The following is a 19,592-nucleotide window of genomic DNA, read 5'->3' on the forward strand; positions in this document are numbered from 1 at the left end:
AAATGGAAAAACTTATATTTGTTTCTATTCCTTGGGAACCTTTGATAAATAAGTATTTACCCTTAGTTTTGGAAAAGAAGATAAATATTGAAATAACATTAAATGCAAAAGCACTTGATGAATGTTCTTATCTTGATTTTAAAAATATTTCTAAAAAACTTAAAGAATCAGGTATAAAAACAACTGTCCACTTACCTTTTATGGATCTTTCCTTAGGAGCTTTAGATCCTTGGATAAGAGAAACAAGTTTAAGAAGAATATTTTTAGCCATAGAAAGATCTGCTATTTTTGAACCTATAAATTTGGTTTTGCATTCGGGATATCATATGGATTATCATAGAGAAGTAAAAAGTGAATGGAGGAATATATTTTTAGAAAGTATGGATAAAATTTTAGAATTAGCTGAAGAATTAGGTTTAACTATATCCTTAGAAAATGTTTTTGAACCAGAACCTGAATTTTTAAAACCTGTTTTTGAAAATTTTAAAGAAAGACTCTTTTGGTGTTTTGATCCTGCCCATGCAAAAGTTTTTTCTGAAAAAGAAGAAATGGAATGGTTAGGGACTCTTTATTTTTATATTAAAGAAATTCATTGCCATGATAATTTGGGAAAATATGATGACCATTTGGCTATTGGAAAAGGAAAGGTAAATTTTAAAGAAATATTTGAATTTTTAAAGGAAAAGAAAATAAAACCTCTATTAGTTTCAGAAGCTCATAATGAAGAGGATACTTATATAAATATGGAGGTTCTTTCAAATGTATTTTAGAAGTTTTATTGGGATAGTATTTTTTCTTTTTTTTATGTTTTTCCCGATCCAATTAATGTCAGAAAACGAATTATTAGATAAAGAATTTTATCAACAAGAAGCTTATGAAGCTTTTGGAGAACTTCCTTATGAGGTTATTAAAAATCTACCTCCTGATATAAATACTCAGGTAGTTTACTTTTTAAAATATTATACTAACGAAAAACGAGAAGTTGTAAATCGTTGGTTGGCGAGATGTAGTTTATTTTTACCCTACTTTAGGACAATTTTTAAAGAATATGGCATACCTGATGATTTAGTTTATCTTGCTTTTATTGAAAGTGGTTGTAATCCTTTTGCCACTTCACCAGCAGGTGCAGCAGGTATATGGCAATTTATGGAAGCTACAGCAAAAAGATATGGATTAAAAATAGATTATTGGATTGATGAAAGAAGAGATTTTATCAAATCAACCTATGCTGCAGCTAAATATTTGAAAACTCTATATAAAATTTTTGGAGACTGGAGAATAGCAATAGCAAGTTATAATTTAGGAGAAAATAAAATTAAAAGAGTTTTGGAAGCTAAAAATTTTATAGATTATTGGCAAATTATAAATTCAAAGGAAATACCAATTGAAACAATGATTTATTTGCCTCAATGGATGGCAATCACTTTAATAGCAAAAGATCCAGAAAAATATGGATTTTCAATACCAGAGAATAAAATTCTTGATTATGAAGAGATAAAGGTAAATGGTGGAATAGATTTAAAAGTATTTTCAGTTGCGGGAGAGATTGACTATGATATGCTTTTGCTTTTAAATGCTGAGCTAAGAAGAAAAATCACTCCGCCAGAAACTATTTATAATTTAAAAATTCCTTATGGTAAAAAAGAAATTCTTGAAAAAAATCTTTTATCATTAAGGACTGTGAAAAAGGAAAAAGATTTTGCAAAGAGAAAAATAGAAATTGTCACCCTTCCCGAAGAAAATTTAAGCAAAAAATTAGTTGTTTTTTAATAAAAAATTATTAAAATTTACAGTACTTTTAAAAATCAAGAGAATGAACTATGAAAAAAATTAAATTTTTATTAATTTTTCTATTTTCAATTTTTATATTTCTATTTTTAGAAAAACCTCTTTATGCTCTTGAAATTGTGGTTTCCAATTCTCCTCTTGAAAAAATTGTAAGAGAAATAGCAAGTGATTGTAAAATTTATCAACTCCAAAGTGAAAAAGAAGATTTCCATTCTTATGAACCGACTTTATCTCAATGGCAAAAAATTAAAACTGCTGATTTAGTTATTATTGTAGGAACTGAAAGATGGGCAAAAAGGGTATATGAATTAAGAAAGGGGAAAAAAATATTGAGTCTTTCAAAAGGAGAAGAAAGGTTTTTAGACCCTCATCTTTGGTTTGATTTGAAAAGAGTAAAAGCTTTAATAAAGGAACTTGGGGATTATTTAAGCACAAAAGAGCCTTATAAAAAGGATTTTTATCAAAAAAATGTTCAAAAATTTTTAAGGTCCTTGGAAGAGGTTAAAAAAGATTACAGTGAGCTAAAAAATTGTAAATTTAAAGAAATTTATATTTTAGGTCATCCTATTTTTGGTTATCTTTTAAAAGATTCAAAAATAGAACAAATAACACTTTTAAAAAGTCCCCACAAAGAAGGAGAACCAAGTATTAAAACTTTAACAGAAATGTATAAAAAGCTTAAAACTAAAGGAGTTGAAATTGTATTTTTAGTAGATCCTGAGTTTGAAAAGTATAGAGGATTTTTTGAAGAAAAGGGAATAAAAGTAATAAAACTTTGGTCTGGAGGAACCTATTATATGCCTGGTAGTTACATAGAACTTTTGAGATATAATTTGCTAAATATTAAAAAAGCACTTAAATGTAAATAGGGGGCTAAAAGACTTTGTCCCTTAGGATAAAATTAAAAATAGCATTTTTAGTTTTCTTAATACTTTTTTCTGTTTTTTTACTTCTTCCTACCTTTGTAAAAGACCTTCCTCCCTGGTTTAAAAAGTACATTTATAGAGGCGAGCTTAAACTTGGTCTTGATTTAAAAGGAGGTGTTCATTTAGTTCTTAGACCAGATTTAGAAAAAGCTCTAAAAACCCAATTTGATAATTATTTGCAAGATATAAAAGCTCAAGCTCTTAGAACAAATATAAATTTTGAGCTTATTCCTGAGGAAAATAAGGCAACTTTTAAGTTTTATAAAGAGGAAGATTTAAGAGTATTTAAAGATGAAATAATAAAAGGTTTTAAGGAATTGCAGATAGTTAAAGAAGGGAAAGAGAAAGATGCCTTTTTTGTAGAAGTTAGTTTATCTCAGGAAAAGGTTTCTTATATAAGGGAACATATTTTAGATCAGGTTCTTGAAGTTATAAGAAATAGAATTGACCAATTTGGAGTAGCAGAACCTATAATTACAAAACAGGGTTCTGACAAAATAGTAATTCAGCTTCCTGGCTTAAAGGATCCTCAAAGAGCAATAAATGTAGTAGGTCAAACAGCTCAGCTTGAATTTAAATTGGTAGATGAAGAAGCTATGCAAAAATTGAATTTAGATGCCCTTATTAATTCTTTGATAAAGGAAAAGAAAATTTCTCTTGATGCTCCTATAGAAGAGTGGAGAAAACTAATTAAACCTTATATACCTCCAGATTCAGAATTTTATTTTTTGGTAGAAAAAGATAGAACCACAGGGAAAATAATAAAAAAGCCTATTGTTTTAAAAAAAGAGGCAGTTCTTACTGGAACGTATCTAAAAAATGCACAAGTTCGTATAGATCCTCAATTTAATGAGCCCTATGTATGGATTCAATTTGATTCAAGAGGAGCAAAAATATTTGAGCAAATTACTGGAGAAAACGTAGGTAAAAGGCTTGCAATTGTTCTTGATGAAGTAGTGCGTTCTGCACCAGTTATAAGAGAAAAAATTTCAGGAGGAGATGCTCAAATAACAGGTAGTTTTACAATGGAAGAAGCATCAGACCTTGCCCTTGTTTTAAGGGCAGGAGCTCTCCCAGCTCCTGTTAAAATTTTACAAAATATTACTATCGGACCTTCCCTTGGAAAAGATTCTATTCAGAAAGGAATTATAGCAGGTTTAATAGGAGCATCAGCAGTTATTGTTTTCACTTCTATTTATTACAGGATTTCTGGAATGATAGCGGTTTGTGCACTTATTTTAAATATTTACTTTTTATTAGCTCTTTTATCAGCTTTTCAGGCCACTTTAACCCTTCCTGGAATTGCTGGAATTATCTTAAGCATTGGTATGGGAGTGGATTCTAATGTGCTTATTTTCGAAAGAATTAGAGATGAACTTAAATTGGGAAGAAGTACCTATTCAGCTATCTTTCAAGGATATTCAAGAGCTTTTTGGACCATTTTTGATGCTCACATTACAGTTTTAATAACCTCTTTAATTTTATTTCTTTTTGGTACAGGTCCTATTAGAGGTTTTGCAGTAACTTTATCCATTTCTATTATTGTAAATTTATTTACAGCTATTTTTGCAACCAAGATATTTTATGAATATTTATATGAAAAAGGTAAAGAATTTAAGATTAAATTTTTTGAAATTATAAGAAATCCTAAAATTGATTTTATGAAATATAAAAAGATTTTTGCTATAGTTTCTATTCTTTTTAGTTTAATAGGAATTTTAGCTTTTATTCAAGCTTTCAGAGGAAAGGCTAATTTGGGGATAGATTTTACAGGCGGGACTCTTATTTATTTAAAAAGTGAAATTCCTCCTTCCTTAGATAAAATAAGAAAGACACTTTCTCAAGAGGGTTTTGGAGACTTTACTCTTCAGGATGTTAAAGGTGAAAATATGCTTCTTTTAAAACTAAAAAGTTCTAAAGAAACTCTTACCGAAGATGTAAATAAGATTTTAACAACCTTAAAAAGTAAATTTCCTGAATATAACTTTACTTTGTTAGGAAAAGAAGAAATCGGAGCTACCATAAGTAAAGAATTAAAAAAGAAAGCCACTTTAGCTATCTTAGGTGCCCTTTTAGGTATTATACTTTATCTTACTTTTAGATTTAATTTTAACTTTGGTGTAGCTGCAGGAATAGCAACCTTTCATGATGTTCTTTTTACTTTAGCAATTTTTTATCTTTTGGGTAAAGAAATAAATCTCCTTTTTATTACCGCTTTACTTACCTTAGCAGGTTATTCCTTAACAGATACCGTGGTTATTTTTGATAGAATAAGAGAAAATATTTTGAATAGGAAATCTAAAGATTTTGATGAATTAGTGAATATAAGTATAAATGAAGTGTTAGCAAGAACGCTTATCACTACTATTACAACTCTTTTTGGTTCAGTAAGTTTACTTGGTTTTGGAGGTATAGTTATAAGAGACTTTGCCTTAGCTTTAACTATAGGATTTATTGTAGGAACTTATAGCTCTATTTTTATTGCTTCTCCTATTTTAAAAGTTTTACATAAAGGAAAAGTGCCAGAACTTATTCCCAAAGAACGCCTTTTTTAAGTCTTTGACCACAAGCAAATTCATAAGCAGAAATTTTTTTCTTACCTTCTAATTGAACTTCTTTTAACAAAATTGCATCTTTAGAAGTGGCAACAAGAATTCCATCCTTATTTATGTCTAAAATAGTTCCCGGCTTTTCTTCATGTTTTAGTGGAACAGCTTTTGCTGAAAATACTTTTAAAAGCTTGTTTTTATAATAAGTAAAGGCAGAAGGCCAAGGTAAAAAGGCTTTTATTTTTTTTTCTATTTTTTCAGCTGGTTCTTCAAAGGTAAAAAATCCGTCTTCTTTTTTTAAAATGGGAGCATAAGAAATTCCTTCCTCAGGTTGAGGTATTATTTTTAATTCTCCTTTTTTATGAAGTTCTATAGCAGAAAGAATAGTCTCTTTCCCAAGCTGAGCTAATTTTTGGGAAAGAGAATTAGCATCGTCATTTTCTGAAATAGGAATTTTTTTCTGTAAGAGTATAGGTCCTGTATCAAGCCCTTCATCCATAAGCATGATAGTAATACCAGTTTCTTTTTCCCCTTCTAAAATTGCCCAATTTATAGGAGATGCACCTCTATATTTTGGAAGAAGGGAAGCATGTATATTCCAGCAGCCAAATTTAGGGATTTCTAAAATTTCTTTAGGAATAATTTTCCCATAAGCACAAACTACTATTAAATCAGGTGAAAGATCTTTAAGTATTTGAATAAATTGTGGATCCTTTAATCTTATTGGTTCTAATACTTTTAGACCCTTTGATGAAGCCCAAGCTTTTACAGGGGAAGGGGAGGGTTTTAATCCTCTTCCCTTTGGTTTATCTGGTTGAGTAACAACAGCAATTACTTCTTCTTTTTCATAAAGAGCTTCTAAAGAGGGTATAGCAAATTCAGGGCTTCCAAAAAAAATTATTCTATATTTTTTCATTAATGAAGTGCAACTTTCCTTAATTCTTCTACTTCTTCAGCTTTTCTAAATTCAAATTCTCCTGCTTCGTTTACATCAACTATTATTTTATCTCCTTCAGAAAAAACACCTTCTAAAATTTTCAAAGCTAAAGCATTTTCAATATATTTTTGTATAGTTCTTTTAAGCGGTCTTGCTCCAAAGACTGGGTCATATCCATAAGTTGCAAGAAGTTCTTTAGCTTTATCAGTTAGTTCTAAGAACATTCCTTTTTCAGAAAGTCTTTCATTGAGATACCTAATTTGGATATCTACAATTTTAATTATGTCCTCTCTGGTTAAATTATTAAAGACTATAATTTCATCTATACGGTTTAAAAATTCAGGTCTGAAAGTGGATTTTAAAAGTTCAAATACTCTATTTTCTACTTCTTTACGAGAAAGAGACAAATCTTGGAAATAGAAACTACCTACATTTGAAGTCATAATTATAATTGTATTTTTAAAATCAACGGTTCTTCCTTTACCATCAGTTAATCTCCCATCGTCAAGAATCTGAAGCAGAATGTTAAAAACATCGGGATGAGCCTTTTCGATTTCATCAAACAAAATAACAGAATAAGGTCTTCTTCTTACTGCTTCAGTAAGTTGTCCTCCTTCTTCATATCCAACGTATCCAGGAGGTGCACCAATTAATCTTGAAACAGAATGTTTTTCCATATATTCTGTCATATCAATTCTTATCATTGCATCTTCAGTATCAAACATAAATTCAGCAAGTGCTTTCGCAAGTTCTGTTTTTCCTACTCCTGTAGGACCAATAAAGAGAAAAGAACCAATAGGTCTTCTTGGATCTTTTAGTCCTGCTCTTGCTCTTCTTAAAGCATTTGCTATTGCAGAAATAGCATGATCCTGCCCGACCACCCTTTCTTTCAATCTTTCTTCTATTCTTAAAAGTTTTTCCCTTTCACTTTCAAGAAGTCTGTGCACAGGTATTCCTGTCCATTTAGATACAATTTGAGCTATATCTTCAGCATCTACTTCCTCTTTTAAGAATTTATGTTCCTTTTGAAGTTCTTCTAATTTTTTATTTTCTTCTTCTAATTCCTTTTGAAGTTGAGGAATCATGCCATATATAATTTCAGCAACTCTATTTAGATCACCTTGTCTTTCAGCTTGTTGAGCTTCGATTTTAAGTTGGTCAATTTTTTCTTTTAATTTTCTAATTTTTTGAATAACCTCTTTTTCTTTTAACCATTGAGCTTTTAATTTTTCAGCCTCTTTTCTAAGTTCATTTAATTGCTCAAGTAATTTATTGAGTCTTTCTTTTGCTTTAGGATCAGTTTCTTTTTCTAAAGCAACTTTTTCAATTTCAAGTTGTTTAATTTTTCTTTCTATTTCATCTATTTCAGTTGGCATAGAATCTATTTCTATACGAAGTTTTGCAGCAGCTTCATCTATTAGATCTATAGCTTTATCAGGAAGATATCTATCAGTAATATATCTATGAGAAAGCATAACAGCAGCAATAATAGCATTATCAGTAATTCTAACTCCATGGTGAACTTCATATTTTTCTTTTAATCCTCTTAAAATTGCAATAGCTTCTTCTGGGGTTGGTTCATCTACATAAACAGGTTGAAATCTTCTTTCTAATGCAGGATCTTTCTCTATATATTTACGATATTCATCAATGGTTGTTGCACCTATACATCTTAATTCCCCTCTTGCAAGGGCAGGTTTAAGCATATTTGCTGCATCTATAGCTCCTTCAGCAGCTCCAGCACCTACAATAGTATGAATTTCGTCTATAAATAAAATAATTTCTCCTTCACTGGCTTGAATTTCACGTAAAACAGCTTTAAGTCTTTCTTCAAATTCTCCCCTAAATTTTGTTCCTGCAATTAAGGCTCCTAAATCTAATTGAATAATTCTTTTATCTTTCAAAACTTCAGGTACATCTCCAGCAACGATTCTTTGAGCAAGACCTTCTACAATAGCAGTTTTACCAACACCTGGTTCTCCAACAAGAACAGGATTATTTTTAGTTCTTCTGGAAAGAATATGCATAACCCTTCTTATTTCCTCATCTCTTCCTATAACAGGATCAAGTTTTCCAGCTTTAGCAAGCGCTGTAAGATCTCTTCCAAATTTTTCTAAAGCTTGATATTTTTCTTCTGGATTTTGATCTGTAATCCTTTGTCCTTTTCTTATTTTTGTAATTACATCTTTAGCATTGCTAAAAGTAATACCTCTTTTTCTTAAAATTTCTCCAGCTCTGGTTGGGCTATCAATGATACTTAAAAATAAATGCTCAGTAGAAATATATTCATCTCTCATCTCTTTAGCTAAACTTTCGGCTTTATCGAGTATTTGTTTTAAACTTAAAGAAATATATAATTGATAAGTTCCATAAGTAAGTTTAGGAAATTTTTCTAAAATTTCGTCTAAATCTGAAGAAATAATTTTTGAATTTACTCCTAATCTATCAAGGATTGTAGGTACTATTCCACCTTCTTGATCAACTAATGCTTTTAAAAGATGTTCTGGTTCTATCTGAGGATGGTTATAGGTTTCAGCTAAACGCTGAGCACTCTGTAAGGCTTCTTGTGCTTTAAAAGTAAACTTATCAAGTTTCATCTTTTAAACCTCCTATTTCAAAATGTTTAAATTTAAAAATAAATATGATCATCAAAATTTCAATATATAAATTTTGAAACCTTGAAAAAAAAATAATTATACTTATTTTTAAACATGAAAGTAAAAATAAAAACAAAAAAATAAAAGGAGGTGATAAATATGGCAGATTTAATTCTTTGGCGTCCATTACAAGAATTAAAAAGAGAAATGGATCGTATATGGCAAGAATTTTTTGGTAAAAGTTGGTTAACAGAAAGATTTGAGAGTATTGAATGGATACCTGCTATTGATGTTTCGGAAACAGATAATGAAATAATAGTAAAAGTTGATGTTCCTGGTGTAAATCCTGAAGATATAGAAATAAGTTTATCTGACAATGTATTAATTATTAAAGGTGAAAAGAAAAAAGAAGAAGAGGAAAAGAAAGAAAACTTTTATAGAATGGAAAGATATTATGGTAGTTTTATGAGATCTATTCAATTACCTTGTGATGTAGAAGAAGAAAAAATATCAGCTACTTATAAAAATGGTGTATTAAAAATTGTATTACCAAAGAAACCAGAAGAAAAGAAAAAAGTAATTAAAATTAATGTTGAAAAATAGTTTGATAATTAAGAGGGGGTTATCCCCCTCTTAATTTAATTAATTCTCAAAATGATCAAATCCCTTGGGTTTAATTTTTAATTTTTTTGTTCCTTTTATTAAATAGAAATTTCTTTCTTTAATAATCCTTCCTATTTTAAAAAAATTTCTATTAAATTTTTTAGCTAAATTTTCTAATTTTTTAAGATTTTTTTCTTCTACAGTAAATAAAAGTGCATAATCTTCTCCACCAGATAAAGCCTCTTCTAAGGTGGCAAAATTACCTATTGGAATTTTATCTTCCCAAAGTTCAGCTCCAACTTTACTTTCTTCACATATTCTCCAGAGATCAATTAAAAGTCCGTCTGAAATATCTATCATTGAGGTAGCAAGTTTTTGTTTGGAAAGCTCTTTACCTAAAAGTATTTCTGGTTCAGGTCTCAGGTGGGCTTGTTTTACAGATTCAGGGATATCTTTTAGAGATTTTTTTTGAATAAGTCTTAAAAATGCAGAGCTTTCTCCTAAGGGTCTTGAAACAAAGATATAATCTTCTGGTTGAGCCCCTTTTCTAAAAATAGGGTTTTTAGTTTCCCCTATAAGTGCTAAATTGACAAAGAAAAAAGGGCTTTTAACTGTATCACCACCTACTAAATGTGTTTCAAATTTTTTTAAAGTAGAAGTTAGAGCTTCCATAAAAGGATTAATCCAAGATTTATCTATAGGTTTAGGAGAACCTAAGGTTAAGAGAGCCCATTTAGGTTCTCCTCCCATAGCAGCTATATCGCTTAAATTTGAAGTAGCAAGCTTTACTCCTAAATCAAAAAAAGAAGTGTAAGAAAAGTGAAAATGGATTTTTTCTACTAAGGCATCTGTGGTAAAAAGAAGATATTTATTTTTACTTAATTTTATAACTGCGCAATCTTCATTTTTTGATTTTATTACATAAGAATTCTCTATAATATATTTTTTAAGATATTTAAGCCATTCTTTTTCTGTCATTTATTCTGCTGCGATTAATTCAGATTCACTAAAGAAAAAATTAATTTCTTTTTTAGCTGATTCAGGGCTATCTGAACCATGTACAGTATTTTTTTCTTTATTTAAACCAAACAATTTTCTTATAGTTCCTTCTTCAGCATCCTTTGGATCTGTTGCTCCCATTATTTCACGCACTTTTTTTATAGCATTTTCTCCTTCAAATACTATAGCAACTACCGATCCAGAACTTATATAATCTGTTAGGCTCTCATAAAAGGGTCGGTCTTTATGGACTATATAAAATGCTTTCGCTTGTTCCTTTGTTAATCTCAGTTTTTTAATAGCAACTACTTTAAGACCCTTTTCTTCAAAAATGTTAATAATTTTGCCAATAAGATTTCTCTCTACCCCATCAGGTTTAATCATTACTAAAGTCCTTTCCATAAATCCCTCCGTGGTAGTTTTAGCTTTTAAATAATAAATATATTCCTACTACTACAAAAGTAGTTCCCAAAATTTTATAAAAATTGAGTTCTTCTTTTAAAAATAAAACAGCCAGTAAAGTTGCAACTAAAGGATAAGTTGAGGTTAAGGGAACAATTTGTGAAGCGTTTTTAGCTTTAAGTAAAGAAAAATAAGTAAGCATTCCTAAAAATCCTGCTAAAATCCCACTAAGAGAAAGAATCCCTACATTTTTAAAATTTAAAGAAGATAAAGAAATAGAAGGGCTTAAGAATAAAGTTAGAGAAATTGCAAGTAAAGCTGCAGAAGTTCTTATAAAAAGAGCAAGCAAAGGTTCAACACTTCTAAGACCTATTTTTTCTATTACTGGTGAAACACCCCAAAAAAGAATAGTCAAAAGCCACAATATTAAAACCTTTTTTTCCATTTTTTACTCCCAAATACTATAAAATTCCCATTTTAAATTTCAGCATAAAATTTTTAAAAGATATTTGTAAAATAAAGAATGAAATCAGAAAAAAAACTTATAATAGGATAAATTATTTTAGAAAGTATTCCAGTTATAGCTAAAAAAATGATAATAAAAAAACCAAAAATTTCTAATCTTAAGTAGCTTATTCTTAGAGGAAGAGGTAAAAATTTTACTATTATTTTACTTCCATCTAAAGGGGGAATAGGAAGTAAGTTAAAAATTCCGAGACCAATATTTATTTTTACTCCCAGATAGCACATTAGGGATAAGGGTTCAGAGATAGCAAAATTTTGAAGATTTAAATTCAAATTACTAAACAAATTATAAAACAAACCAAATAAAATAGCTAAAAATATATTAGAAAGAGGTCCAGCTACTGATACTAAAGCCATATCTCTCCAAGGATTTTTAAAATAATTAGGATTTATAGGGACTGGTTTTGCCCATCCTATAGCCTGAGTAATAAATAAAGTGAGGGTTCCAAAAAAATCTAAATGTTTAATAGGATTTAAGGTCAATCTATTGGCTAATTTAGGAGTGGGATCTCCCAAAAGATAAGCAATAAATCCATGAGAAAATTCATGCACTGTCAAAGCTAATAATAAAGGAGGAGTGAGAAAAAGAAATATTTTTGGATCAATCATTAGAATCTCAATTTAGAAATTTCTTTAACATTTTTTAGTATAGAAAGAGCCATTTTTACTTGGAAATCTTCCTCAGGGCTTGAGAAATATTTAAAAACTTTATCTTCTTTCGCTTTTTCTGAGTTTTTGTCTCCTGGAGTTTCTATTTCAGGAATTTCTATATCAGGGTTAATTCCAACTTTATCAATGCAGACTCCTTTTGGTGTATAATAATAGGCAGTGGTTAATTTTACTGCATAATCTTCCTCTAAAGGAATTACAGTTTGTACACAACCTTTTCCAAAACTTTTTTGTCCTAAAACAAGTGCTCTATTGTTATCTTTTAAAGCACCAGTAACTATTTCAGCAGCAGAGGCTGTTCCATGATTAATAAGAATAACTATAGGATAAGGATGTTTTCTGTGAGAAGGATTCGGTGCTGCTTTAAATTCCATTTGTGCTTCTTTACTTTTCCCTTTTACAGAGACAATGAGACCATCTTCCAAAAATTCATCAGCTACTTCTATTGCTGAAGAAAGGAGTCCTCCGGGATTAAATCTTAAATCTAATATAATTCCCTTTATTTGTTGTTCATTTTCTAATTTTTCTAAAGCCTCAATTAGTTCTTGAGGGGTTTTTTCTTGAAAACTTGTAATTCTAACGTATGCAAATCCTGGTTCAAGTAATTTAGTTTTAACACTTTTTATAGGTATCACATCTCTTACTAAAGTTATTTCTTTTATATCTTTATCATTTCTAAGAATAGTAATAGTAACTTTTGTTCCTTTAGGACCTCTTAAAAGCTTTACTGCTTCTAAAAGGCTCATTCCTTTAGTAGGTTTATCGTCAATTTTTAAGATTTTATCTCCCGGTTTAATACCTGCTTTCCAAGCAGGAGTATCTTCTATAGGAGCCACTACAGTTATAATTTCATCTTTAATAGTAATTTCTATCCCAATTCCTGTAAAACTTCCCTTAGTTTCAATTTCAAGTTCTTTGTATTCTTCAGGTTTCATTAAGGAGGAATAGGGATCAAGAGAGTTTAACATTCCATTAATGGCACCATAAATTAAATCCTTAGGATTTACTTCAGTTACATAATTATCTTCTATTAATCTTAAAACCTGAGAAAAAAGTTTGAGATACCTATAGATTTCATCGTTTTTTTCTTTGGTTTCTTTAGAAAATCCCCAACTAAAAATTAGAAGAAAGATAAGACAAAAGCTTAAAAGTAAATTAAATTTTAAATTCTTTTTATACATAAAGGTGCTCCCTTAATTTAAGAGTTTTTAATTTTTACAGGAAATTAAACACCTAAATAAAATTTTTTCAAGATATTTGAGACATTAAAACTTTATATAATATTTTATAACTTGAAATTTGGATAAAAAGTGATTTAATTATGTCTCTAAAAAAGCACGTCTAAGGATTGGGGTGTCCCATACGGGATGCTGGTTAAAATCCACCTTAGACGGAAGTAAAAAACCCCAAAGGAGGTAGGAATATGTCACACATTACCATGAAACAACTTCTTGAAGCTGGTGTCCATTTTGGACATCAGACTCGCAGATGGAATCCCAAAATGAAACCTTTTATTTTTGGAGAAAGGAATGGGATTCATATTATTGATTTACAACAAACACTTCATTATTTTGAAATTGCTTATGAATTTGTGGTGAATTTAGTTGCTCAGGGAGGGAAAATTTTATTCGTAGGAACAAAAAAACAAGCACAAGAAACTGTTAAAGAAGAGGCTGAAAGATGTGGAATGTATTATGTGGTCAATAGGTGGCTTGGTGGAACACTTACCAATTTTAGAACTATAAGACAAAGTGTAGAAAAGTTAAAAAAACTTGAAACTTGGTTTGAGGATGGAACTATTGAAAGATTTACTAAAAAAGAAAGATTAAGACTTGAAAGATTAAAAAACAAATTGGAAAAAAATCTAGCAGGAATAAAAAATATGGAAACTCTTCCTCAAGCTTTATATATAGTTGATCCTGTACATGAAGAAATTGCTGTCAAAGAAGCTAGAAAATTAGGTATTCCTATTATTGCTATTGTTGATACTAACTGCGATCCTGATCTTATAGATTATATTATTCCTGGAAATGATGATGCTATAAGAGCTATCAAACTTATCACTAGTAAAATTGCTGATGCTTGCTTAGAAGGATTGGAAATTTATAAAGAAAGAATAGCAGCTCAAACAGATAAAGAAATTTCTCTTGAAGAAAAGCTTCCAGAGGAAGAAGAAAAAGTAGACCGAATATTAAAAGAAATTCTTATTGAAGAAGAGAAAGAATTAAGATTTGAAGAGGAAGCAGAAAAATTAATGGAAAAAGAATAAAAATTTTGGCTAAGAGGAGGTTAAAATGGCTGAAATTAGTTTAGAATTGATAAAACAATTGAGAGAAAGAACAGCAGCTGGATTTATGGATTGTAAGAAGGCGTTAGAGGAAGCACAAGGAGATATAGAAAAAGCTATAGATATTCTTAGAAAAAAGGGGCTTGCTATTGCTACAAAAAGAGCAGCTAAGGAGACTTTGGAAGGTGTTGTAGCTGCCTATATTCATAGTAACAGAAAAATTGGAGTATTAGTAGAAGTAAATTGTGAAACAGATTTTGTAGCCAGAACTTCAGAATTTCAAGAATTTGCCCATAATTTAGCTATGCAGATTGCAGCTACCAATCCTGTTGCTGTTAGTAGAGAACAGGTTCCACCAGAGATATTAGAAAGGGAGAAAAAAATATATGAAGAACAATTAAGAGAGGCAGGGAAACCAGAAAATATTATTCCTAAAATAGTTGAAGGGAAACTTGAAAAGTTTTATAAAGAAAATGTATTGTTGGAGCAGCCATTTATTAAAAATCCAGACCTTACTATTCAAGATCTTTTAAATGAACTTATGGCTAAAACTGGGGAAAAAATTGTAATTAAAAGATTTTGTAGATTTCAAGTAGGTGAATAAAGGTGCAAAAACCTAAATATAAAAGGATCCTCTTAAAAATTTCTGGAGAAGCTCTTTTAGGAGATAAATCCTTTGGTATAGACCATCAAATTGTAAAGAAAATAGTTGAAGAAATAAAAGAGGTATATCGTCTTGGAATAGAATTAGGAATTGTAGTAGGGGGAGGGAATATATTTAGAGGTGTTATAGGTCAAGAAAAAGGTATGGATAGAGTAAGAGCAGATTGTATAGGAATGCTTGCAACACTAATTAATGCATTGGTTATTCAAGATGCTTTAATTTCTCAGAATATTCCTTGTAGAATCATGTCTGCTTTTGAAGTAGTAAAAGCAGGAGAAACTTATATAAGAGAAAAGGCACTCAAACATTTAGAAAAGGGAAGAATTCTTCTTTTGGCTTGTGGTACAGGAAATCCCTTTTTCACAACAGATACTGCAGCAGTTTTAAGAGCTCTTGAACTTAACGCAGAAATCTTATTTAAGGCTACTAAAGTAGATGGGGTTTATGATAAAGATCCAGTTAAAGATCCTACAGCTAAAAAATATGATGTTCTTACTTTTGATTCCGCTCTTGAAAAAAAGCTTAAAATAATGGATGCAACTGCCTTCTCTTTAGCAAGAGATTATAAACTTCCTGTTTTAGTTTTTAATATCTTAGAATCAGGAAACATCAAAAAAGCAGTTTTAGGAGAGAAAGTAGGAACTTTAATAACGCCTTAGAAAGGGAGGTGATGAATTTGTGAATTCCGCTTTAGAAGAAGTAAAAAAGAAGATGGAGAAAAGTTTAAAAAATTTTAAAGAAGAGCTTTCTCATATAAGAACAGGTAGAGCCTCAATTGCACTTTTAGAAGCTATTAAAGTGGATTGTTATGGAACAAAAATGCCTATTCCTCAGATAGCTACTGTAAATGTAGTGGAAGGTAAAATGCTTGTTATACAACCTTGGGATATAAATTTAGTAAAAGAGATTGAAAAGGCTATTCAAAAATCTGATTTAGGGATTAATCCTACAAGTGATGGAAAAACTATAAAACTTATTATGCCACCTTTGACTGAAGAGAGAAGAAAAGAACTTATAAAGGTAGCAAGTAAACTTGCAGAAGAAGCAAGAATAGCTATTCGTAATATTAGAAGAGACGTTTTAGAAAAATTTAAAACAGCTAAGAAAAAAGGAGAAATATCTGAGGATGATTATCTTCAATTAGAAAAAAAGGTCCAGAAATTGACAGATGAATATATTGAAAAGATTAATACAGCTTTAAAAGAAAAAGAGAAAGAGATTTTAGCTCCTTAAAATGGAAAATTCCTTAAATGATTCTTCAATAATTTTAGATCCTTCAAAACTTCCTAAACATGTAGCTATTATTATGGATGGTAATGGAAGATGGGCAAAAAGCAGAGGTTTACCAAGAGTTTATGGTCACAAAAAAGGTGCAGAAGTAGCGAAAACAATTGTTTATAAAACTAAAGAGTTAGGTATTCCCTATCTTACTCTTTTTGCCTTTTCAAAAGAAAACTGGCTTCGCCCTAAAGAGGAAGTTGAAACCCTTCTTGAATTGTTAAAAATCTATTTAGATGCAGAATTTGAAAGAATGAAAAATGAAGGAATAAAGTTTAAAGTAATAGGAGATAAAGAAGATTTTCCAGAAGAACTAAAGCATAAATTAGAGTTTATTGAAAAAGCTACAGAAAATAATGACAAAATGGTTTTATGTATGGCTTTAAGCTATGGAGGAAAAGCTGAAATAATTAAGGCTACAAAAAAAATAGCTGAAGAAGTTAAAAAAGAAAAAATTCTTCCAGAAAATATAGATGAAAATCTTTTTAGAAAGTTTTTAGATACCAAAGATATTCCTGATCCAGATCTTCTTATAAGAACAAGTGGTGAGATGAGAATTTCTAACTTTTTACTTTTTCAATTAGCTTATACAGAATTTTATTTCACACCTGTTTATTGGCCAGATTTTGATGAAAAGGAATATTTAAAGGCTCTTTATTCTTATCAGCAAAGAGAAAGGAGATTTGGTAAAGTTTATGAACCTTAAAAGAGTAATTACCGCTATTACCCTTTTTCCTCTTCTTGTTTTAGTTTTATTAAAGGCAAGTTTATTTATCATTTTTCTTATTATTCTCCTTTCTACCTCTTTGTGTTTTTATGAATGGAAAAATCTTTATGAAATTCCCTTTTCTTTATGGTTAATAGGTGAAATACTTCTTATAATTAGTTTTTTAGCTATTTTTTTATATAATTCTTCAGTTTTTTATATTTTCTACTTTTTCCTTTTTTTTTCTTTCCTTCCACACTTATTCAAATATGAAAAAGAAGAATTTAAAAAAACCTTTTTTCCTTTTCTTATAGGTCTCATATATATTTTTATAGGATTTTATCCTTTTTGGGAGATTTTAAAAAATTTTGAAAGGAAATATTTAGTTTATTTTTTTTCTGTTATCTTTGCTAATGATACAGGAGCTTATTTAATAGGAAAAATTTTTGGAAAAACCCCATTTTTTTCAAAAATTTCACCTAAAAAAACATGGGAAGGATTTTTTGGGGGAATTATTTTTGCATTAGTAATAGCTTTCTTTTTAAACTATTATTGGGGACTTTTTGAAAGTCCTATTAATCTTTTTATTGCTTCAATTCTTTCTTTTGTAGGAAGTATAGGAGATCTCCTTGAATCGGCTTTTAAAAGAGTTGTAGATAAAAAGGATTCAGGAAAAATTATTATAGGTCACGGTGGATTACTTGATAGATTAGATAGTGTTTTACTTTCTTCTCCACTTTTTTTAATAATTCTAAAAATTAAATTTATTTAATGATATGATTCTTTCCCTTGAGGAAGCCTATTTTCTTTTAGAAAAAGAAAAGGTTCCGGAACATATTATAAAACATTCAGAAAAGGTAGCTCTCATTTCTTTATTTATCGGTTGTTTTTTAAAGGAAAGGGGAGAAAAAATTGATACTCAACTTTTAGTAGTAGGGGCTCTTCTTCATGATATAAAAAAATATGAGTCGCTCTTAACAGGAGAAAATCATGCTCTTCTTGGATATGAGTTTATGAAAAAATTAGGTTATAAAAGAATAGGAGAGATTATAAAAGCTCACATTTATTTGGAGATAAATTCTTTTAATCTTCCTGTAACCGAAGAAGAAATAGTTCATTATGCAGATAAAAGGGTAATGCATGATAAAATAGTTACTTTAAAAGATAGATTTGAAGATTTAAAAAAGAGATATGGTAAAAATGAACAAACTATTTCAAGATTAGAAGCATTAGAAAAATTAAATTATTTAATTGAGAAACGCATTTTTAGCAGAATCCCTTTTACACCTGATAAAATAATAGAGTTAGAAAAAATAAAGGAGGTAAGGGATGTCCTCTATAGGTGTATTAAAGATTGCTCTTCTTGCTGGTGGAACCTCATCTGAAAGGGAAGTATCTTTAAAGGGAGCAGAAGTAGTAAAAAAAGCTTTAGAAAAGTTAGGGCATAAATATGAATTTTTTGATCCAGCTCAAGATCTTCCTAAACTTGCTCAAAGAGCAAAAGAGTTTGATTGTGCTTTTTTAGTAGTTCATGGACCAGGAGGAGAAGATGGTACTTTGCAAGGTTTTTTAGATTCTATAGGACTTCCTTATCAAGGAGCAGGGGTTTTAGGAAGTGCTCTTGCTATGCATAAAGGAATATCTAAAAGTCTATATAAACTTGCTGGACTTAATGTTCCTGAAGGAAAAACTTTTTCAAAAGATTCTTCCTTTGAAATAATAAAAACTTATGGAGAAAAAATTGGTTTCCCCTTGGTTGTTAAACCTGCTACACAGGGTTCAAGTATTGGGTTAAGTGTTGTCAAAGATAAAAAAGATCTTAAAAAGGCTGTTGAAGCAGCTTTTAATGTGGATAGGGAAATAATTTTAGAAAAATATCTTAAAGGGAAAGAAATAACAGTAGGTATTTTAGATGATAAACCTTTACCAGTAGTAGAAATAGTCCCAAAGGTTTCGGAGATTTTTGATTACGAAACTAAATATACTCCAGGTCTTTCAGAAGAAATTTGCCCTGCAAGACTTTCAGAAAGACTGACTAAAAAAGCTCAAGAATATGGACTTATAGCTCATAAAACATTAAAGCTAAGGCATTACAGTAGAACTGATATGATTATAGTAGAAGATGAAATTTATGTACTTGAAACTAATACCATTCCTGGTATGACAGAAACAAGTCTTTTACCTCTTGCAGCAAAAGTTGCAGGTTATAGTTTTCCTGCGCTAATTCAGAAATTATTAGAATTAACTTTAAGAGATAAAAATACCTAAGAATAAAATCCCTGTTTTATTTTTTGAGCTTCAATTCCTATAAAAAATGTCCAATCTTTTAAAAGATTTTTTAATGAAGAATCAGGTAAGGTTTCTAAAATTTTATTTATTTCCAAAGCTTGTGCTAAAATAAAATCTCCAATAGTCTCAGAGGAGGCCTCATTTAATTCTAAATTGGTGATATTTTCTAAAATTTCAAAACTTTTTTCTAATTTTTGATATACCAAATTAATTCTTTCTTTTTGAGTTTTTCCTAAAAGTTCTTTTTTTTCTATTTCAGAAAGAGCAACTTTTAAATATTCTTCAAAAAGATTTTTTCCACTCTTTGAAGTTATAGATTCAGTAGTAAAATTAATTGGAAAAATAAATTTTGAATATATTTTCATAAGGGGCT

21 protein-coding genes are annotated in these 19,592 nt (G+C 29.6%); 13 read left to right on the forward strand and 8 right to left on the reverse strand.

Annotated elements, in window-relative coordinates; translation table 11 throughout:
* Positions 1-2: 2 nt before the first annotated feature.
* Genes TOPB45_RS05180 through TOPB45_RS05195 form a run of 4 tightly spaced genes read left to right on the forward strand, consistent with a single transcriptional unit; the run spans position 3 to position 5,269 of the window.
* Entirely contained in the window at positions 3-770 is a 768-nt protein-coding gene (locus TOPB45_RS05180) for a sugar phosphate isomerase/epimerase family protein (RefSeq protein WP_013909795.1), read from the forward strand.
* Positions 760-1,770, forward strand: a complete 1,011-nt coding sequence (locus TOPB45_RS05185; RefSeq protein ID WP_013909796.1) for a lytic transglycosylase domain-containing protein — start codon at positions 760-762, stop codon at positions 1,768-1,770. Before TOPB45_RS05180 ends, TOPB45_RS05185 begins: the two co-directional genes overlap by 11 nt.
* 50 nt (positions 1,771-1,820) lie before the next feature.
* On the forward strand, positions 1,821-2,657 hold the full coding sequence (locus TOPB45_RS05190; RefSeq protein ID WP_013909797.1) for a metal ABC transporter substrate-binding protein: 837 nt from the start codon (positions 1,821-1,823) through the stop codon (positions 2,655-2,657).
* A gap of 14 nt (positions 2,658-2,671) precedes the next feature.
* Entirely contained in the window at positions 2,672-5,269 is a 2,598-nt protein-coding gene (locus TOPB45_RS05195) for a protein translocase subunit SecDF (RefSeq protein WP_013909798.1), read from the forward strand.
* On the opposite strand, the gene fmt is transcribed toward TOPB45_RS05195, so the two are convergent.
* Together fmt and clpB are read right to left on the reverse strand one after the other, a co-directional pair.
* On the reverse strand, positions 5,244-6,179 hold the full coding sequence (gene fmt, locus TOPB45_RS05200; protein ID WP_013909799.1) for a methionyl-tRNA formyltransferase: 936 nt from the start codon (positions 6,177-6,179) through the stop codon (positions 5,244-5,246). The genes TOPB45_RS05195 and fmt overlap by 26 nt on opposite strands.
* On the reverse strand, positions 6,179-8,797 hold the full coding sequence (gene clpB, locus TOPB45_RS05205; RefSeq protein ID WP_013909800.1) for an ATP-dependent chaperone ClpB: 2,619 nt from the start codon (positions 8,795-8,797) through the stop codon (positions 6,179-6,181). Before clpB ends, fmt begins: the two co-directional genes overlap by 1 nt.
* Positions 8,798-8,956: 159 nt before the next feature.
* Between clpB and TOPB45_RS05210 the strand changes: the two genes are divergently transcribed.
* Positions 8,957-9,400 (forward strand): Hsp20/alpha crystallin family protein, encoded by a 444-nt coding sequence (locus TOPB45_RS05210; protein WP_013909801.1) that lies wholly within the window; start codon positions 8,957-8,959, stop codon positions 9,398-9,400.
* A gap of 39 nt (positions 9,401-9,439) precedes the next feature.
* On the opposite strand, the gene thiL is transcribed toward TOPB45_RS05210, so the two are convergent.
* From thiL to TOPB45_RS05235, 5 genes are read right to left on the reverse strand one after another with little or no spacing between them, the layout of a single operon-like run.
* Complete coding sequence (gene thiL, locus TOPB45_RS05215) at positions 9,440-10,378, reverse strand: thiamine-phosphate kinase (RefSeq protein WP_013909802.1); 939 nt, start codon at positions 10,376-10,378, stop codon at positions 9,440-9,442.
* Entirely contained in the window at positions 10,379-10,801 is a 423-nt protein-coding gene (ndk, locus tag TOPB45_RS05220; RefSeq protein ID WP_013909803.1) for a nucleoside-diphosphate kinase, read from the reverse strand.
* A 19-nt stretch (positions 10,802-10,820) separates the two neighbouring features.
* Entirely contained in the window at positions 10,821-11,246 is a 426-nt protein-coding gene (locus TOPB45_RS05225) for an EamA family transporter (RefSeq protein ID WP_013909804.1), read from the reverse strand.
* A 53-nt stretch (positions 11,247-11,299) separates the two neighbouring features.
* On the reverse strand, positions 11,300-11,935 hold the full coding sequence (locus TOPB45_RS05230; RefSeq protein ID WP_013909805.1) for a site-2 protease family protein: 636 nt from the start codon (positions 11,933-11,935) through the stop codon (positions 11,300-11,302).
* Positions 11,935-13,176, reverse strand: coding sequence for a S41 family peptidase (locus tag TOPB45_RS05235; protein WP_013909806.1), 1,242 nt, complete (start codon positions 13,174-13,176; stop codon positions 11,935-11,937). Before TOPB45_RS05235 ends, TOPB45_RS05230 begins: the two co-directional genes overlap by 1 nt.
* Positions 13,177-13,418: 242 nt before the next feature.
* On the opposite strand from TOPB45_RS05235, the gene rpsB reads away from it, so the two are divergent.
* The 8 genes from rpsB to TOPB45_RS05275 are packed head-to-tail and all read left to right on the forward strand — an operon-like array spanning position 13,419 to position 19,198.
* Positions 13,419-14,264, forward strand: coding sequence for a 30S ribosomal protein S2 (gene rpsB, locus TOPB45_RS05240; RefSeq protein WP_013909807.1), 846 nt, complete (start codon positions 13,419-13,421; stop codon positions 14,262-14,264).
* Positions 14,265-14,289: 25 nt separating this feature from the next.
* Complete coding sequence (gene tsf / locus TOPB45_RS05245; protein WP_013909808.1) at positions 14,290-14,886, forward strand: translation elongation factor Ts; 597 nt, start codon at positions 14,290-14,292, stop codon at positions 14,884-14,886.
* A 2-nt stretch (positions 14,887-14,888) separates the two neighbouring features.
* Positions 14,889-15,605 (forward strand): UMP kinase, encoded by a 717-nt coding sequence (gene pyrH / locus TOPB45_RS05250; protein WP_013909809.1) that lies wholly within the window; start codon positions 14,889-14,891, stop codon positions 15,603-15,605.
* Between the two features lie 52 nt (positions 15,606-15,657).
* The gene (frr, locus tag TOPB45_RS05255) at positions 15,658-16,179 is read left to right on the forward strand and encodes a ribosome recycling factor (RefSeq protein ID WP_049774832.1); all 522 of its coding nucleotides are present in this window, start codon (positions 15,658-15,660) and stop codon (positions 16,177-16,179) included.
* Position 16,180: 1 nt separating this feature from the next.
* Positions 16,181-16,930 carry an isoprenyl transferase gene (locus tag TOPB45_RS05260; protein ID WP_013909811.1) on the forward strand — a complete coding sequence of 250 codons (750 nt, stop codon included), beginning with the start codon at positions 16,181-16,183 and terminating at the stop codon, positions 16,928-16,930.
* Positions 16,920-17,702: a phosphatidate cytidylyltransferase gene (locus tag TOPB45_RS08620; protein ID WP_013909812.1), complete on the forward strand. Its 783-nt coding sequence runs from the start codon at positions 16,920-16,922 to the stop codon at positions 17,700-17,702. The genes TOPB45_RS05260 and TOPB45_RS08620 overlap by 11 nt, the downstream gene beginning before the upstream one ends.
* A 4-nt stretch (positions 17,703-17,706) precedes the next feature.
* Positions 17,707-18,315 carry an HD domain-containing protein gene (locus tag TOPB45_RS05270; RefSeq protein WP_013909813.1) on the forward strand — a complete coding sequence of 203 codons (609 nt, stop codon included), beginning with the start codon at positions 17,707-17,709 and terminating at the stop codon, positions 18,313-18,315.
* A complete protein-coding gene (locus tag TOPB45_RS05275; protein WP_013909814.1) occupies positions 18,260-19,198 on the forward strand; it encodes a D-alanine--D-alanine ligase family protein in 939 nt (312 codons plus the stop codon). Before TOPB45_RS05270 ends, TOPB45_RS05275 begins: the two co-directional genes overlap by 56 nt.
* Here TOPB45_RS05275 and TOPB45_RS05280 read toward each other — a convergent pair.
* The gene (locus tag TOPB45_RS05280) at positions 19,195-19,584 is read right to left on the reverse strand and encodes a hypothetical protein (protein ID WP_013909815.1); all 390 of its coding nucleotides are present in this window, start codon (positions 19,582-19,584) and stop codon (positions 19,195-19,197) included. The genes TOPB45_RS05275 and TOPB45_RS05280 overlap by 4 nt on opposite strands.
* Positions 19,585-19,592 lie beyond the last annotated feature (8 nt).

Source organism: Thermodesulfobacterium geofontis OPF15, assembly GCF_000215975.1.
Taxonomy (GTDB): domain Bacteria; phylum Desulfobacterota; class Thermodesulfobacteria; order Thermodesulfobacteriales; family Thermodesulfobacteriaceae; genus Thermodesulfobacterium; species Thermodesulfobacterium geofontis.